This window comes from Paraburkholderia acidiphila (assembly GCF_009789655.1).
Lineage (GTDB): Bacteria > Pseudomonadota > Gammaproteobacteria > Burkholderiales > Burkholderiaceae > Paraburkholderia > Paraburkholderia acidiphila.
This window is the reverse complement of the sequence record NZ_CP046911.1, coordinates 939,884-955,136: the sequence shown is the minus strand read 5'-3', so window position 1 is coordinate 955,136 and position 15,253 is coordinate 939,884. Positions and strand designations below refer to the sequence as shown.

The 15,253-nt window shown below is 63.0% G+C and carries 17 protein-coding genes; 4 read left to right on the top strand and 13 right to left on the bottom strand.

What is annotated here, in order from left to right; all coding sequences use genetic code 11:
* Positions 1–20: 20 nt before the first annotated feature.
* Positions 21–803 (bottom strand): 3-hydroxybutyrate dehydrogenase, encoded by a 783-nt coding sequence (locus tag FAZ97_RS28605; RefSeq protein WP_158762096.1) that lies wholly within the window; start codon positions 801–803, stop codon positions 21–23.
* 33 nt (positions 804–836) lie between these two features.
* Positions 837–1,646 (bottom strand): acetoacetate decarboxylase, encoded by an 810-nt coding sequence (locus FAZ97_RS28600; protein WP_158762095.1) that lies wholly within the window; start codon positions 1,644–1,646, stop codon positions 837–839.
* A 673-nt stretch (positions 1,647–2,319) separates the two neighbouring features.
* Between FAZ97_RS28600 and FAZ97_RS28595 the strand changes: the two genes are divergently transcribed.
* Positions 2,320–4,242, top strand: a complete 1,923-nt coding sequence (locus FAZ97_RS28595) for an ATP-binding response regulator (RefSeq protein WP_158762094.1) — start codon at positions 2,320–2,322, stop codon at positions 4,240–4,242.
* On the opposite strand, the gene FAZ97_RS28590 is transcribed toward FAZ97_RS28595, so the two are convergent.
* Complete coding sequence (locus FAZ97_RS28590) at positions 4,239–4,934, bottom strand: response regulator (protein WP_158762093.1); 696 nt, start codon at positions 4,932–4,934, stop codon at positions 4,239–4,241. The two genes, FAZ97_RS28595 and FAZ97_RS28590, sit on opposite strands and share 4 nt — an antisense overlap.
* Before the next feature lie 195 nt (positions 4,935–5,129).
* On the opposite strand from FAZ97_RS28590, the gene FAZ97_RS28585 reads away from it, so the two are divergent.
* From FAZ97_RS28585 to FAZ97_RS28575, 3 genes are all read left to right on the top strand, one after another.
* Entirely contained in the window at positions 5,130–5,567 is a 438-nt protein-coding gene (locus FAZ97_RS28585; RefSeq protein ID WP_158762092.1) for a hypothetical protein, read from the top strand.
* A 52-nt stretch (positions 5,568–5,619) separates the two neighbouring features.
* Complete coding sequence (locus FAZ97_RS28580) at positions 5,620–5,985, top strand: hypothetical protein (RefSeq protein WP_158762091.1); 366 nt, start codon at positions 5,620–5,622, stop codon at positions 5,983–5,985.
* A gap of 195 nt (positions 5,986–6,180) precedes the next feature.
* On the top strand, positions 6,181–6,627 hold the full coding sequence (locus FAZ97_RS28575) for a hypothetical protein (RefSeq protein WP_158762090.1): 447 nt from the start codon (positions 6,181–6,183) through the stop codon (positions 6,625–6,627).
* Positions 6,628–6,706: 79 nt separating this feature from the next.
* Here FAZ97_RS28575 and FAZ97_RS28570 read toward each other — a convergent pair whose 3' ends face one another.
* From FAZ97_RS28570 to FAZ97_RS28525, 10 genes are all read right to left on the bottom strand, one after another.
* Positions 6,707–7,618, bottom strand: a complete 912-nt coding sequence (locus FAZ97_RS28570) for a LysR family transcriptional regulator (RefSeq protein WP_158762089.1) — start codon at positions 7,616–7,618, stop codon at positions 6,707–6,709.
* A 60-nt stretch (positions 7,619–7,678) separates the two neighbouring features.
* Positions 7,679–8,467 carry an enoyl-CoA hydratase/isomerase family protein gene (locus FAZ97_RS28565; protein WP_158762088.1) on the bottom strand — a complete coding sequence of 263 codons (789 nt, stop codon included), beginning with the start codon at positions 8,465–8,467 and terminating at the stop codon, positions 7,679–7,681.
* 31 nt (positions 8,468–8,498) lie between these two features.
* Positions 8,499–9,392 (bottom strand): alpha/beta hydrolase, encoded by an 894-nt coding sequence (locus tag FAZ97_RS28560; RefSeq protein WP_158762087.1) that lies wholly within the window; start codon positions 9,390–9,392, stop codon positions 8,499–8,501.
* Positions 9,393–9,446: 54 nt separating this feature from the next.
* Positions 9,447–10,628 (bottom strand): alpha/beta fold hydrolase, encoded by a 1,182-nt coding sequence (locus FAZ97_RS28555; protein WP_158762086.1) that lies wholly within the window; start codon positions 10,626–10,628, stop codon positions 9,447–9,449.
* Positions 10,629–10,657: 29 nt separating this feature from the next.
* On the bottom strand, positions 10,658–11,365 hold the full coding sequence (locus FAZ97_RS28550) for a flavin reductase family protein (RefSeq protein ID WP_158762085.1): 708 nt from the start codon (positions 11,363–11,365) through the stop codon (positions 10,658–10,660).
* A 37-nt stretch (positions 11,366–11,402) separates the two neighbouring features.
* Positions 11,403–11,855: a MaoC family dehydratase gene (locus tag FAZ97_RS28545; RefSeq protein ID WP_158762084.1), complete on the bottom strand. Its 453-nt coding sequence runs from the start codon at positions 11,853–11,855 to the stop codon at positions 11,403–11,405.
* A gap of 172 nt (positions 11,856–12,027) precedes the next feature.
* Entirely contained in the window at positions 12,028–12,975 is a 948-nt protein-coding gene (locus FAZ97_RS28540) for a D-2-hydroxyacid dehydrogenase family protein (protein WP_158762083.1), read from the bottom strand.
* A 102-nt stretch (positions 12,976–13,077) separates the two neighbouring features.
* A complete protein-coding gene (locus FAZ97_RS28535; protein WP_199272177.1) occupies positions 13,078–13,800 on the bottom strand; it encodes a hypothetical protein in 723 nt (240 codons plus the stop codon).
* A 35-nt stretch (positions 13,801–13,835) separates the two neighbouring features.
* On the bottom strand, positions 13,836–14,240 hold the full coding sequence (locus FAZ97_RS28530; protein WP_158762082.1) for a nuclear transport factor 2 family protein: 405 nt from the start codon (positions 14,238–14,240) through the stop codon (positions 13,836–13,838).
* A gap of 13 nt (positions 14,241–14,253) precedes the next feature.
* Positions 14,254–15,015 (bottom strand): SDR family oxidoreductase, encoded by a 762-nt coding sequence (locus FAZ97_RS28525; protein WP_158762081.1) that lies wholly within the window; start codon positions 15,013–15,015, stop codon positions 14,254–14,256.
* Positions 15,016–15,253 lie beyond the last annotated feature (238 nt).

Genomic DNA, 15,253 nt, shown 5'->3' with positions numbered 1-15,253 from the left:
TCCCTTTGTTCGTTTGTCGCTTAGTGCATCGACCAGCCGTGCGTGACGAGGACCGACTGGCCCGTCAGCGCCGCCGACCCGAAGCCCGCGAGGAACGCGACCGTATTGGCCACGTCGTCGAGCGACGTGAACTCGCCGTCCACGGTGTCCTTGAGCATGACGTTCTTGACAACGTCCGCTTCCGAAATGCCGAGCGCTTTGGCCTGCTCGGGAATCTGCTTGTCGACGAGCGGCGTGCGCACGAAACCGGGGCACACGACGTTGGCGCGCACGCCGCGCGGGCCACCTTCCTTCGCCACCACGCGCGCAAGGCCGAGCAGGCCGTGTTTCGCGGTCACATACGCCGCCTTGAGCTTCGACGCCTCATGCGAATGCACCGAGCCCATGTAGACGATCGAGCCGCCCTTGCCGCTCGCGTACATATGCTTGAGCGCGGCCTTGGTGGTGAGAAACGCGCCGTCGAGATGGATCGCGAGCATCTTCTTCCAGTCGGCGAACGGGAACTCGTCTACGGGGCTGATGATCTGGATGCCTGCGTTCGACACGAGCACGTCGATGCCGCCGAAGACTTTCGCCGCTTCGTCGATACCCGCGTTCACGGCTTCCTCATTGGTCACATCCATCGCCACGGCAAGGGCCTTGCCGCCTGCGGCCACGATGCTGTCAGCCACCTTGCCGGCGTTGGCGAGATTGAGGTCGGCGATCACGACTGCCGCGCCCTGGCTCGCGAACGTGCGCGCGCAATGTTCGCCAATGCCGCTGGCGGCACCCGTGATAACGGCAACCTTATCTTTCAAAGACATACGTATTCCTTACTAAAAGCGATATATAAAAAATCAGGCGATCTCGGTTTCGGCTTCGCCCAAGGCGGCACCGCGGTGCGCGCCGTGGTTCGATGCGTCGGCGAGATAGTCGAAGGCGACTTCGCCGATGTCGAGCGTGAGGTCCGCAATGACGTGACGGGCGCCGACCACGCGCCGCACGGGCAGATCGGCGACGGGGGCGAGCGCGTGCGGATGCAATTCGATGGCGGCCGGCCCGCTCCATGCGCCACGCACGGTCACGTCGCGCAGATAAAAGCGCACGAGTTCGCAGATGCGCGCCGTACCGTCCACGTGCGGAATGATCTTGAGAAGGTAGTTGGGCGTGTCGGCGAGTTTGCGGCGCTCGTCTTCATTGTTGAGCACGTGATGCTTGTAGCCCATCGTGCCGGTCGCGATGCGCTGCGTGCCGTAATCGAGCGTGCCGAGCAGCGTGTCGTTGCCGTCGACCGCGAGCACGGGGCGCGCGAGTTTCTTCGGGAAGCCCCAGATCTCACGTCCGCCGGCAATCGGGCCTTCGTCGTCGAGATACATCGAATGCGTGTAATTCGCGAGACGGCCTTGCGGATCGCGCACGGAGATCACCTGGCCGCTTTCGGTGTAGTCGCCGAAACCCGATGAGTCGGGCATGCGGATGAATTCGTAGTGGACGAGATTGTTTTCCGGCTTCAACGGCTCCGGCACGATGGCGCGCAGCGCATCAGGATCGGTCTCGTAGGTAATGATGAAATATTCGCGATTGACGAAGCGAAACGGCGGCCGCGGATACGCGGGGTTGTGCATGGGCATCGCGAAAGCATCGCGACGGATTCTTGCCAGATCCATACTGTTCTCCAGGCCAGGTTGCGTGAAAACGTCGCGACAGATGGTAAGGGGTAACCATGACACAATCGCATTTATGGCGATAAAACACCGTTTCGATTTCGTTAAATAAAAAGGAAATTGAAAGTTTATTGACGATAACGAGGCCATCTTCAGGTAACGGATTCGAGCTCGCATAGGCCAATTTTCACCGCTTAATCAGGGAATTACGGTTGTTGGCCTGAAAATGTATGAGGAATGCCGTGCCCAGAACACGAAATAGATTAATGCGTGGATCGAGAGTGCAGACCAGCCGCTGCGCCGCGTAAATGAGCACCCCGCCTCGCAACCAGTCGTGCTGTGTTACATGTTTGAGAATGTTTGGCGTAATGTGTCGCCGCTTCCGTCGATTGATCACGAACGAGCGACCGGATTCGCGGGTTGCCTGCTCAAATTCATTTCGCATCAAAACGGGTTCGCAGGGCGCGACTGCAACGTGACACTTTACGAGTGAGCGAGATAGTGACCGACTAAAATGGATTGGCACGCCTAAGCACAAGGCGTGCTTCCCGCTTCGCGAGCCTTGCGAGCATACCGGCGAGATGCGATGAGCATATTCAGGTTTCAATCGGCGACGGACTCGGCATTTCTCAACCGATCGCATGCGCCCAGCGCGATTCGCGCATGGCTGGTCGACATGCTTTGCTGGCCAGCCCGGTTCGCGGATCCGCAGGCCGAACGGGAATTCACGGAGGATTACGGCCGCCGTTTTGCCGACTTCCGCCGCGCGGCGCTAGTGCTTGGCACCTTGATCTGGGTGTGTTTCGGCTTTTGGGAAATCAGTCTTGCGCAGACAAGCGCGGTGTTCCGGCCATACTTTCCCGAGGTGTTCGCGTTCCGTTGCGCGGGTGCACTCGGCGCGACCGTCGGCATCGTGCTGGCTTTCAAACTCGATTTTCAACGGGACACGGTTGCCCACTGGATCCTGCTGTCGGGGCTGGCGTTCATGTGTTTCTGCCTCTTGATGCAAACGGTCCTCGCACCACGCCCGTTTAATTTCACCCATTTTTTCGTCGGCTTTTATCTCATTCTTTTCTATCTGTTCGGCTTTCTTCGCTTGCGGGCCAAGGCGACACTGATACTCACGGTGTGCGTGATCGCAGTGATCGTAATGGCGCAAGTGCTCACTCAGGCGGTCGAGCCAGATAACTTCGCGGCGGGCATGTTCTACCTGTTGAACGTCGCCCTTCTGGGACATAGCGTCAACGTGAACGCGGAGCGGCATGTACGCGACCGCTATATCGCCGTCCAGGCCCTTGCCCATAGCAACGACGCGCTGCAAAGCGCCAATGCCGAACTCGCGCAAAAGCACCAGGATCTCGAACGCGCGCGACGCGACCAGCAGACCAAATCGGAAGCCCTGATCGCGTTGCGCGAGCAGCAGCGTGAAGCCGCCGAGCAGGCGAACCGGGCGAAATCGCGCTTTATGGCGGCAGCCGCGCATGACCTGCGCCAGCCTATGCACGCGCTCAACCTGTTTCTTGCCGCGGCCGACGAAGCGCTGGATGCGCGCGACATCGAAGCATCGGGCAAGTTGATCGGCGAGGCGCGCAAGGCTTCCGTATTGTCTGCGCGTCTGTTCAACGCGGTGCTCGATCTGTCGAAGCTCGAATCGGGGCACGTCGACCCGGTCTATTCGAGCGTCGACCTGAGCCGCGTGACCGAGGAGACGGTCGAGCAGCTCGGGTCGTTCGCGGCCAGCCGCGGCGTGACGCTGCGCTACGCCAGGGCGCTGCAAAGACCGGCATGGGTGCGCACCGACGCCGACTGGATTCCCCGCGTATTGAGCAACCTTATCGCGAACGGCATCAAATATTCGGATCCGGCGAAAGGAGCGCGCTCCACGGTGCTCGTGGGGTTGGTACGCATGCCTAACTATGTTCGGCTCGACGTGCTCGACAACGGCATTGGCATTGCGCCGGAACATTGGGACGCGATCTTCCAGCCGTTCGTGCAGCTCGGCAACCCGGAGCGCGACCGCGAGAAAGGGCTTGGTCTGGGTTTGTCGATTGTGAATGCGGTGGTGTCCCTGCTCGTGGGGCACCGTCTCGAACTGAAGTCGATCGAGGGGCACGGATCGCGTTTCTCGGTGCGCTTGCCGGTGGCGGATCCATTTGCCCTCGCGGATGCCGCGCTGCCGCCCGCCGATACGGCAGCGTCGCCGTCACCGTCGTCGCTGCGCGGCCTCTACGTGTTGCTGGTGGAAGACGACAGCCTCGTGCGCGCGTCGATGGAAGCGCTGTTTGCGCGTTGGGGCGTGCTGTCCGATTCGGTTCGCTCCGCAGCCGAACTCGACGAGCTGTTGCGGTCGATCGAGCGCGTGCCGGACCTGGTGATTAGCGACTACCGCTTGCCGGAGATGTCGACCGCGCAGGACGTCATTCGTCTGCTTGGCGAGCACGTTGCGCGGCCTGTGCCGTGCCTCGTGGTGACGGGCGAAGCCGTGGCCAGCGCCCAGGGGGTGTTGCCGGAGCGCTGCGTCCTCAGCAAGCCGTTGTCTCCCGATCTGCTGATTGCGCGCATGCTCGAATTGACGGAGGCATCGAGCCGGGCGAGTTAGGCCGCAGCGGCGTGCGCGACGGTGGGAATCTCAATGCCGCGGCGGGCCATTTCGACGATCAGGAACGTGCGCCGCGATACGTTGAAGCGGCTCAGCAGATCGCTGATGTATTCCTTCGCGGTGTTCTCCGAGATATTCATCTTGCGCGCGATGGCCTTGTTCGACATGCCCTGCAAAAGAAAGCCCAAGGTTTGCGCGAGCCGCGGCGGCAGATTCAGCGAGTCGATCGGCACGCCCTTGCTCGGGCCCGGTGACTGCGGGGTGTGGCCGCCTTTGCCGAGCACGCTGTTGGGCAGATAAACGCGTCCGTTCAGGATCGTTTGCAGGGCTTCCCGGAACACCGCGCCGCCTTCCTCGCTGGCCTTCGATATGAAGCCGCCAGCGCCATTCTTGATGCAGTCCAGCACCGTTTCGCGGTCGTCCTGCGCGGACAGCATCACCACATGCGCCGCCCGCTCGTTTTCCTGCAGCCAGCGCAGCAGGTCGAGCCCGGTGTGATTGTTCCCGATCTGGTAGTCGAGAAAAACGAGGTCGTAAGCCTTGTTCTGCAGCCGCTCGACGGCTGCGTCGTACGAGCCGGCCTCGTCGATATCGAGCGTCGGCTCCGAGGTCAGAATCAGGCTCTTCATCGCGATACGCGTCAGGCCTTCATCTTCTACGAGCAGTACGTGGCGGAAATACAGGTTGTCCATCGGGCGCCTCTCTAGTCGCGACCACTGTACCCGCAATTCATCAGGTTGCGATCCCCCCATTGCGGGGGACCCTTCCAGGGCCACCTTCTGGAGGCGTTTTTCCCCCGCTGTGGCCGGTTTTGCCAGCGACCCGGAACGAGCACGATGGCGTCAATGCAGTTCGGACGTGTAGTTCAGACGACTGGGGACACCACGATGCAAACGCCGCATGCCGACTTCAAAAGCCTCCTGAATATTTTCCGCTTCGCGTCGGATGACGAAACCCGCGCGCGCCCGAGCAAGCCGGAGGCGGAGCCGGAACCGGCGACGCAGCCGGACGCCACGATTCTCGCGGAACTGCTTCGGGCAAGGGCGCTGATGGTGCGCATCGAGTCGAGCGGCGTGAAATTCCCGGACCCGATCTACGACGTTTTCATCCAGGCCTTGTCCGCCTACGACCAGAAGTGCTGGACGGAACAGATCGACCGGAGCTTCTGCATCACGTTGAGTCTGCTGGAGTCCATTGCGCGCCACCGGCGCGGGGCCGCAGCGGCGCACCACGCGGGTACGGATGTGACCCTTGTTAATCACGACAATCGTGGCCAGACCGTCATCATCAGCGAGCGACGCGATGGGCTCGATGGCAATTGGTGAGCGATCAACGCATAGGCCGATTGAATAGCCTGGCTGACGAGGAGATCGTGCGATGCAAGACGATTCCATCGAATACGACGCACTGGATGAACGGCGCCTGCAATCCCTGCTTGCGCAGGAACGCGAAAGCCAGATGGGGGGCCGGCGGGCAGGGCGCGACAAAGCGATTCAGACAAAGACAGAGACGGAACGGCGGCCTCACAGTCCCTACACCGTCCACAATCTCGACACCGCAATTGCACACCTCGAAAGCGCCATTGGCGCAGATAAAGCGATGGAGATTTTCGGTGCCAGCTACTGGCACGCTCGCGTGCTCGAACTCCGGTCCACACCCGGCATTCTGTACGTTCAGGAGCGTCGGCTGAAGTGTTTGCTGGACCGGTTCGGGGCCATGTCCGGGGGGCAGGAAATGGGCTGAATAGTGCCTGGATAAAAAAACGGGGATATCGAATAACTACGGGAAGTGCGAGAGACCAACTACGGGAAGCGTGAGAAGACCACCCATATTCAGCGAAAAAACTATTAATTCGCACTAGCGGGAACGCGCTGCTGCCATCGGACACAGCAGCGCGCGGGGCTCGGTTGTCCGCCGTTCAAGCATGGAGATTGCAACGTGAAAATCTCATACGAAAACTTTGGCGCCGTCAATATCATTCGATTCGAGGGCGAAGCGGGGCCGATCACGATTCTGTTCGATGGCGGGGATGGCGGCGGCTATGGCATTACCGCAAGCGGGCATGTCGTACCCATTCCTCCCAATAACCCTGAAGGGGAACAGCAGGTCTATATGGAATTCATGAAGCGAGTCAGGGACACATTTTCTCCGGCGAATATCCAATCGGTCATTGGCAGGTGCGCTTTGATCGATTCACAGATTATTTCCGTGGCGCGTCGAATTGCGGAACTCGCGGAGGCTCGCATCAACGACCTGGCGTTGGAGGAAAAGCTGGAGGCGCTCGTGAACGCGGCGAAGGCCGAGGGCTGCCCCATCCCCATCCTGCAGGCCAATCCCTGGGCCTACGCCGGACAACAACCGCCGTCCTTGCAGACCCCGGAATAAAAACAGGGCTAGTTGGCGTTCGCCGTGCGGTGTGTCGCGCCGCACGGCATTTATTTTCTTCGAGCGTGCCGCACGCATCTCACCGGCGCCGAAGAAAGGCGTCGCGCTCGAACAGCTCGACGAGCCAATCGATGAATACACGGACTTTCGCGCTCAGATAGCGATTGGGCGGATAGATCACGTGCACGGGGTAGGTCGGCTGCGGCCAATTCTCGAGCAGCGGCACGAGCTTTCCCGCGGCAATGGCGTCGCGCACCGAATAACTGGGGGCCTGGATAATGCCGAGGCTCGCGAGGCCGGCGGCCAGATAGGTATTCGTATCGTTGACGATGAGCCGGTGCGTGAGCGGCAGACCTTCCTTTCGTTCGTCGTACAAAAACGGAAACGATGCAGGATAGCCGGCGCCCGACGGGATCATGCCGATGGTCGGAAAGTCGCTCAACTGGTCCGGCGTAGCGGGCGTGCCATGCGCGTCGAGCAACGCCGGAGTCGCGCATGTGGTGAAGCCGAACACACCGATCTGCCGCGCGACGAGAAACGGTTCGTCGACCGTTCCGGCGCGGATCGCACAATGAAAGCCCTCGGCAATGAGGTCGGCGCGCTCGTTGCCCACCGCAAGCTCGATCTGGACGTCGGGATAGGTACGGTAAAAGTCATCGAGCGCCGGCGCGAGTACCAGCGTCCCGATCGCGGTCGCGGCATCGACACGGATCTTGCCGGACGGTTTGGTCCGGGCGAAGGTCGTCGACGATTCGATGTCCGCGAGGTCGGCGAGCAGACGCACGACGCGGTCGTAGTAGAGCGCGCCTTCCGGCGTGACCGTCACCGAGCGCGTGGTGCGATGCAGCAGGCGCACCTTGAGGTCTTCCTCGAGCTTCTGGATAAGCCGTGTCAACGACGCGTTCGGCATGTCGAGCGTCTCGGCCGCTTTCGTAAACGTTCCGGCCTCGACCACGCGCACGAACGCGTTCATCGCTGCGATGCGGTCCATGACAGGCGTCTCCGTGCGAAGGGACGCCGTCATTAGACCGCACAATCGCGCCCCCTGCTTTCAGATGCCCTTGAAGTCCATTGCCGGGCGTGGACGGCCCGCCTTCAGCGCGTCGACGGCGGAGCGCAGGCCGCGTTGCACGTCGTCGGTTTCGAACAGCGGCATGGCAATGTCGAGCATCGCTTCGTCCGCGGCCGCGACGCCGCCAACGGCCCAGGCGCGCAGCAGCGCCTTGTGCGCGGCATAGGCGCGCGTGGGGCCGCTGGCGAGCTGGCGTGCGAACTGGGTCGCTTCATCCAGCAGCGCCGTGTCGGCCACCACGCGGTTCACGATGCCGAAGCGCTCCATCGTGGCGGCGGGCACTTTCTCGGAGGTCAACGCCCATTCGGAAGCGCGCGCGCGTCCCGCGCGTTCCGCGACCCGGTAGATGCCGCCGAGCACGGTGACGATGCCGAGTGTCTGCTCGGGATGGCCGAAGGTCGCCGATTCGGCCGCGAAGATCACGTCCGCGCGCAGCGCGAGTTCGAAGCCGCCGCCGAAGCACAGACCCTGCACCGCGGCGATAACCGGCAGCGGCAGGTGCTCGAAGCGATTGAATACGGACAGGTATCGCCCGAAGCGCGCGCGCAGTTCGCGCACGTTCGCCTCGGGCCAGTTCATGATGTCGCCGCCGAACGAGAAGTTTTCGCCAACGCTGCGCACGAGCACGGCGCGTGCGTCACTGCTCTCGATTGCGGTGACGGCCGCATCCAGTTCGTCGATCATCGGGTCGTCGATGCGATTCTGCGGAGGGCGGTCGATGACGATCGTCGCGAGCGCGCCGTCGAAGGTGACAGTCAGGTGAGCCATGAGTTGATCCTTGAAACGTGAGCGTTGTGGGTTAGCCGAGGTGCTGCTTGAACCACTCGAGCGCGGCATGGCTGGAAATCTGAAACTGCGACAGATACGGATCGAAGTGTCCGCCTTCGATCGTCACGAGCCGCTTGGGCTGAAGCGCGCGTTCGTAGGCAGCCAGTTCGAGGTCCGTCAACGTGATCGCGTCGCGTGTGGCGACCACCATCAGCAAGGGCGTAGGCGAAACGCGCGCAATCCACTGGCCCGGCTCGTACATGCGCGCGGCGCGCGTCGAGCGCACCGTCACGTTGTTTTCCCAAACGCCTTCTGGCAAGGACTGCAGATAGAAGTCGATCGCGTCCTTTGCGCGATACGACGCGGCGACCGCAGGATCGGCACTCACGATCGCCTGGCGACGCGGCGGCTCGCCGCGCAGTTGCGCGCGGTCGTCGTCGGCGAACGCTTCCTCGATGGCCGCGACATTCTCTGGCGCGATGCGGCGCAGTCCCTGTTCGTAGCCGCTGATTGTCGGCACCTGGGCGACGACGCAGCGCAGGCGCCGCTCGGTTGCGCCCAGCACGATCGCGTGGCCGCCCGCATAGCTCGTACCCCAGAGGCCGATGCGCGCCGGATCGACGACGTCGAGGCTTTCGAGGTAGCTGATCGCGCGCCGCCAGTCCGCGATCTGACGCCACGGATCGATGTCGTGGCGCGGCGTACCCTCGCTCGCGCCGAAGCCGCGGTGGTCGTGCAGCAGCACGACGAAGCCCGCTTCGGCAAAGGCGCGCGCGAATGGCTCGAGCCCGTGCTGCTTCACGCCGGCGTAGCCGTGCGCCATCGTAATGGCGGGGCGCCGTCCTTCGCCGGGCGGCGTGAAGAGCCAGCCGCGCAGTTTGACGCCGCCGTCCACTTCGAATTCAACATCGCTACGTTGCACCATTTCACTCTCCTGGAATCGGGATGATTGCGCGCGCGGATACCGCTCGGATACCGCTTATGCGCGGGGATAAAAGAAGCTGGCGTCCACTTTGCCTTGCAGACGGCGGCCGAGTTCGGCTGAGAATTTCAGCGCGCCGCCGAGCGGCCGATGATGGATCGACACGTGGACAATCTTGGCCGCCGCGTTCTTCGTGAGTACCGTGACGCCGCGCATGCGCTCGCCGCCGAACGCCTGGACTTCCCATTCGAGGTAGTCGCGCAGCCCGTTGTGTGCCTCATGTGTGAACGAGAGCGCCTCGTAGATCGTGCTGGCGGTGGTCATCACGGTCTTGACCTGCTCGATGCCGACCGCCGGCTTTGCGAGCACGCTGGCTTCGAGCACGACGTTCGATGCGAACGAATCCGCGAAGGCGTCCGCGGACTTCTGCTCGAAGGCCCGGGTCCATCCTTGCGCCGCCACAGGCGTGTCCTGCGGGTGCGCGGCGTTGGGCGCGCGCTCGAGATCGGCGAGAAACGACTCGACGACGTGCGCAATCGCGGCCGGCTGCTCGACGTGCGGCCAGTGGCCGGCGCGCTCGATCGACGCGATGGCCGGTGCCTTGAAGCGCGGCGTCACGCCCGAGGAGAGCATGGCGAAGTCGACGAAGCGGTCGCCGTCGCCGCGGATGATGAGCACCGGGCCGCGATATCGGGAAGCTTCGGCGCCGGATGGATGGCCCGCGTTCCAGAGGTCCGCGAAGGTGCCGACGGCCGCGGCGGCCACGCGATCGCCGATCTGGCCGAGGCGTTCGAGCCGCGCGTCGTCGAGGCGCACGGAGAGCGTGCGGCGTAGCTGGCGTTGCGCCGCCGGATTGCCGCCGATCGCATGGAATGCGCTCATGGCTTCTGCGGGCAGCCCCGCGCCGCCCAGCGGCACCGGTGTCAACAGCACGAGGCCGTGGACCTGGCGGTCCAGTCTCTGCGCAACCAACTCGGCAATCTGCGCGCCCATGCTGTGGCCGACAAGCACGACCGGTCGCGAGAGTGCGCGAACCTGCGTCGTGACGTCCGCCGCGAAGCGGTCGAGGCTGAACGGGCCAGGGTCGTCGGCGCGCGCGCCCATGCCGGGCAGATCGATGCACAGTGCGCCGGCCGCGCGATGGCCGAGGTGACGTGTGACGTCTTCCCAGATCCGGGCGCCGTCGAGAAACCCGTGGATGAAGACGAGCGCGGGCTGGGCCGAATGAGTCGGGTGCATGCTTGTTTCTCTCGCTGGCGGTTCGAGGATCAGCGCGTTGCGCCCGATGCGGACCAGTTCGCGGCATCGACGGGCGAGTAGCTGTCGTCGAAGTCGTCGAGCCGGCCAATGCGCTTGTTCTGCAGGCGCGCGAGCACCTGCGGGTCGAGCGGCGTCGTGAACGCGCTCTGCACCACCGTATATTCCGCAGCGAGGCGGCCGACCGCCTGCAGCGCGGCTGTGTCGATGCGGCCACGCTCGAGATAGAGGTCGTCGCGGACCTGGAAACGGAGCACTTCGCCGAATATCACGTGGTCGTAATCGCTGATCGGGATAATCCGGTCGAGCTTGCATTCGAGCGCGATCGGCGCGGCCTTCACGCGGGGCGGGCGCACCGTCAGCGAATCGGCCTTCTCGAGGCCAAGTGCATCGAACTCGTCGACGTCGGCGGGAAATTCATAAGCACTGCGATGCATAGCATCGGCAAGTTCGAGATTGGCGATATTGACGACGAACTCGCCGGTGTCGCGGATGTTGACGAACGTGTCCTTCAACGTCACGCCATCCGAGCGCGGTTGCATCGAAATGGAAATCATCGGCGGCTTGCGGCCCACGGCGGTGAAGAACGAAATGGGCGCGAGGTTGGCGACGCCGTCCGTGGAAAGCGTGCTGACCCACGCGATGGCGCGCGGCAGGATCGAGCCGATCAGCAGCTTGTAGTTCGCGGCGGCGTCCTGAGTGGAGGGGTCGATGATCATGATTGCGTATCCTTGCAAAGGGGTCAGGTGCCCGGCGTTACGCGGGGCGACGTGCGACGATCAGTTTGGCCGTCATGTTCTGCACGACCTGGCCTTGCTGATTGAGCGTTCTGGAACGCAGCACGAGGGTGCCGAGATCGGTGCGCGAGCGCGAAGGGATCCGCTCCATCACTTCGCTTTCGACATGCAGCACGTCGCCGGGGCGCGTCGGCATCTTCCACTCGATCTCGCAACCGGCGCCGAGCACGCCGTTGGCGAGCTTCGGGCCGTCGTCGACGAGCAGACGCATCGTCATCGCCGCCGTATGCCAGCCGCTCGCGGCCAGTGAGCCGAACATCGTCTTGCGGGCCGCTTCATCGTCGAGATGGAACGGCTGCGGATCGAACTCCGCGGCGAAGCGTCTGATGTCGGCGGCGCCGACTTCGTGCGTGCCGGTGGTGAAGGTGTCGCCGACCTTGAGGTCGTCGAAGTAGAGCGTTTCCTGACGCATGAACGTGTCCTTTCAGGGAGCGGGCGGCAAGCTGGCCGGGAGTGCCTGCTTGTTGCCCCGCGGAACCTGAAGCTACTGTAGGCAACGTCCGGGGAGGGAGAAAGAGGGGTGCGCTGAAAGCGGCATTCCAATCCGGTCAATAATCGGCCGCGGGTCGCCGCCTGGCGGGCGGTTACGCCTGGTCGAGCCATTCGACGATATTACGCACCGTATCGCCGTAGAAGGTCTGGTACATCTCGCGTGTCACGTAGCCGATATGCGGTGTGACGAGCACGTTGTCCGTGCTGCGCAGCGGGTCGTCCGGCGCCAGCGGTTCGGTGTCGTACACATCGAGGGCGGCGCCCGCGATCTTTCCGTTTTTCACGGCGGCAAGAAGCGCTGCGACATCGACGATCGGGCCGCGCGACGTATTGACGATGCGGCTCGTGGGCTTCATTTTCGCGAGTTCCGCCACGCCGACCAGACCTCGCGTGCGCTCGCTCAGGCGAACGTGGATCGAGAGAAAGTCCGAGCTGGAGAACAGCGTCTCCTTGTCGACCCGCTGGACGCCTTTCGACTCCGCGCGCTCGGCGCTCAGGTTCTGGCTCCAGGCGATCACGTTCATCCTGAACGCCTGGCCGATCACCCCGACCGCGGAACCGACACGGCCCAGACCCAGCAGGCCAAGCGTCTTGCCCGAGAGTTCCGTGCCGAGCCGGGTCTGCCAGCCGCCCTCGCGCACCGACCGGTTCTCGACGGTCAGATTGCGGGCCATGGCCAGAATCATCGCCCACGTGAATTCGATGGTGTGGGTGGACCAGTATCCGGTGTCGGCCACCTTGATGTCGCGCTCGGCCGCCGCGTCCATGTCGATCGAGGCGTTGCCCGGGCCGGTCGAGGCGATCAGCTTGAGATTGGGCAGGCGCTCGATGATCTCGCGCGTGAGCGGCGTGCGCTCGCGCATCACGCATAGCACGTCGAACGGTTTGAAGCGCTCGACGACCTGGTCGGGTTGCGCGACGTGGTCGTTGAAAACGGTGATCTCCGCGCGACCTTTCAACGGCGACCAGTCCGCCATTTCGAGCGCGGCGTTCTGATAGTCGTCGAGAATGGCGATACGGACAGGCGATGGGCTGGACATGGGAGTGACCTCCTGCAGCGATAGTTCGGCCAGATGGAGTCGACGCGCGATGCCGCTATTCACGTTGCCCATGGTAATCCCGTACGGGGTTGAAGGTCACGCTTACGCCGCGCCGAACTCGATCGTGCGAAAGTCGATCGACACGAGCAACGGCTCGCCGACCTTGCGCCTCGCCTCGTCGTAGGCAAACACGCGCCGCGTCGTCGGCAGCATCACGCCGTTCACCTCACGATAGTCCGACGCATAGTTCGCGCCTGGCGCGCCGCCCATCACGTCGACGGTATAGTCGTGGCGGCGCAGCAGACCATCGTCGCCGAAGTACGAAATCTGCTCGCGGGTGTGACTGGCAATCGTATCGGGAAACGTGACCTTCAGTCGTCGCCAGACTTCGCCGTTCTCTTCCCATTCAGGCAGTTCTTCCGTATGGAAGCCGGGGTACGTATAGAGAAACGGGATCGTCAGATAGGTCCAGAGCGCGTAGCCGGTGAAGTACAGCGCGTGCAGACGATCCCATGAGGTGTCCTGAGCATGGCCGTGATAAAAGTCTCGCGGTGCGCGCCGCTCTTCGGTGGCGTGACCTTCAAGCGACTCGATGCGCACGGCATCCGGCGTGAACGTGCCCTGCCAGCCGGATTGCGGCGCCATGACCGAAACGTGCTGGCGTGTCAGGCTGGCCACGAGCGCGATATTGCGGAACATATCAGGCTGGCCTTTGAGGTGCCAAATGGCGCCGCCGATATCGAGGGTGGCCGAAGCGGTGCGCAGCTTCTTCCAGTTGTCGATTCCACCGTGCGCCGCTACGGCCTGTGCGAGCAGAGTACTCATTGCGTTTTCCTTGTCTGCAGCGGTTGCCGCGAACGTTATTGCTCGTCCGGGAATGTGTTGCCGAACATCGGGTAGCCGCCGGCGGACTCGCTGCGCGTGGGCTCGTCCTGCAGCACGTCCCAATGCTCGACGAGCTTGCCGTCCTCGATGCGCAAGATATCCAGGGCGATCATGGCGGCGGGCGTGGCCGAACTCGTGTAGCGGCTGTGTACCCAGACGAAGTCGTCTTTGGCGATCACCATGTCGTACTCGAAACGAATATCGCTGAGCGAGCGCACGAGGCCGAACAGCCCGTCGCGTCCAGCGGGAACGTGCCGGCTGTGCTGCACATACGCATCGGACCAGAACTGCGCGGCCTTCTCGTAGTCCTTCTTGTTGAACAGCGTATCGAGCGCGTCGAGCACGAACGCCGTGTTCTTTTCTTCGATTGCGGTGGTCATGGCTGCGCTCCTCTCAGGCAACGGGAATCGGGTTGTCGACAACGAACTGGTTGAACTGCTCGACGAAAGCGTGTTCGTTGGGGCCAGCGTTATCGCGCATGGGTTTCGCCGCATCGACTACGACCTCGGTCGTCGCGGTTTCAAGCAGCTTCAGCGTTTCGGCAATGAAGGCGTCGAGCGGCATGGCGCGCGGGTCGCCGCTCTTGTGAACGAGGTCCGTGTCGACCCAGGGCGGCGCGATCTCGAGCACCTTCACGCTGGTATCACGCAGTGCGAAGCGTTGCGAAAGTGTGTACGAATGAATCGCCGCCTTGGTCGCGGAGTACAGCGCGGTGGCCGCAAGCGGCACATACGCGAGCACGGAGCTGTTGTTGACGATGTACGCCTCGGACTGGCGCTTCAGATGGTCAACGAACGCGGCGCTCACGCGCACGGGCCCGAGCAGGTTCGTCTCGACGAGACGTACGGCCTGCTCGTCGTCGAGCGCGCCGCCGGCGTCGTCGAATGGCATGATGCCGGCATTGTTGATCACGACATTCAGCGAGGGATAACGTTCGATCAAGCGCGCGGCGACTTCGCGAATCTGCGTGGCGCTGCCGATATCGAGTTCGACGGTATCGATGCCGGGATTGAGCCGGGCGATCTCGTCGAGCAGAGACTTGCGCCGCCCCGCGACGATGACTTTGTTGCCGCGGCGATGGAGGGCTTCTGCCAGTGCGCGGCCGATGCCCGAGGTGCCGCCGGTGATGAGTACCGTATTTCCGCTGAGATTCATGACTGTGCTCCAGATCGTAACGAGTTTGAACGTTAGGATGGCGAATCAAATTTCCGTGTCCCCCACGCATCGGTGCTGCGATGCCTTTGCGTGTTGTATTGGCGTCGCGCTTGCTGCGGGGAACCCTCGCCAACCGAACCATGGTCCGATTGTGGTGGCTAACGTCGGCCCGATAAATCTCGCGTTCGGTTCAACAGTGTTATCAAAAAGGAGAACAATGCCCGGTCTTGATGTCTGA

Excerpts from the sequence above, each read along its gene's own strand:
- FAZ97_RS28585 (WP_158762092.1), top strand. The coding sequence starts at position 5,130 with ATGCAAACGCCGCATGCCGACTTCAAAAGCCTCCTGAATATTTTCCGC.
- FAZ97_RS28555 (WP_158762086.1), bottom strand. The coding sequence starts at position 10,628 with ATGCACCCGACTCATTCGGCCCAGCCCGCGCTCGTCTTCATCCACGGG.
- FAZ97_RS28570 (WP_158762089.1), bottom strand. The coding sequence starts at position 7,618 with ATGGACCGCATCGCAGCGATGAACGCGTTCGTGCGCGTGGTCGAGGCC.
- FAZ97_RS28565 (WP_158762088.1), bottom strand. The coding sequence starts at position 8,467 with ATGGCTCACCTGACTGTCACCTTCGACGGCGCGCTCGCGACGATCGTC.
- FAZ97_RS28580 (WP_158762091.1), top strand. The coding sequence starts at position 5,620 with ATGCAAGACGATTCCATCGAATACGACGCACTGGATGAACGGCGCCTG.
- FAZ97_RS28540 (WP_158762083.1), bottom strand. The coding sequence starts at position 12,975 with ATGTCCAGCCCATCGCCTGTCCGTATCGCCATTCTCGACGACTATCAG.
- FAZ97_RS28550 (WP_158762085.1), bottom strand. The coding sequence starts at position 11,365 with ATGATCATCGACCCCTCCACTCAGGACGCCGCCGCGAACTACAAGCTG.
- FAZ97_RS28525 (WP_158762081.1), bottom strand. The coding sequence starts at position 15,015 with ATGAATCTCAGCGGAAATACGGTACTCATCACCGGCGGCACCTCGGGC.
- FAZ97_RS28535 (WP_199272177.1), bottom strand. The coding sequence starts at position 13,800 with ATGAGTACTCTGCTCGCACAGGCCGTAGCGGCGCACGGTGGAATCGAC.
- FAZ97_RS28530 (WP_158762082.1), bottom strand. The coding sequence starts at position 14,240 with ATGACCACCGCAATCGAAGAAAAGAACACGGCGTTCGTGCTCGACGCG.
- FAZ97_RS28560 (WP_158762087.1), bottom strand. The coding sequence starts at position 9,392 with ATGGTGCAACGTAGCGATGTTGAATTCGAAGTGGACGGCGGCGTCAAA.
- FAZ97_RS28605 (WP_158762096.1), bottom strand. The coding sequence starts at position 803 with ATGTCTTTGAAAGATAAGGTTGCCGTTATCACGGGTGCCGCCAGCGGC.
- FAZ97_RS28600 (WP_158762095.1), bottom strand. The coding sequence starts at position 1,646 with ATGGATCTGGCAAGAATCCGTCGCGATGCTTTCGCGATGCCCATGCAC.
- FAZ97_RS28590 (WP_158762093.1), bottom strand. The coding sequence starts at position 4,934 with ATGGACAACCTGTATTTCCGCCACGTACTGCTCGTAGAAGATGAAGGC.
- FAZ97_RS28595 (WP_158762094.1), top strand. The coding sequence starts at position 2,320 with ATGCTTTGCTGGCCAGCCCGGTTCGCGGATCCGCAGGCCGAACGGGAA.
- FAZ97_RS28545 (WP_158762084.1), bottom strand. The coding sequence starts at position 11,855 with ATGCGTCAGGAAACGCTCTACTTCGACGACCTCAAGGTCGGCGACACC.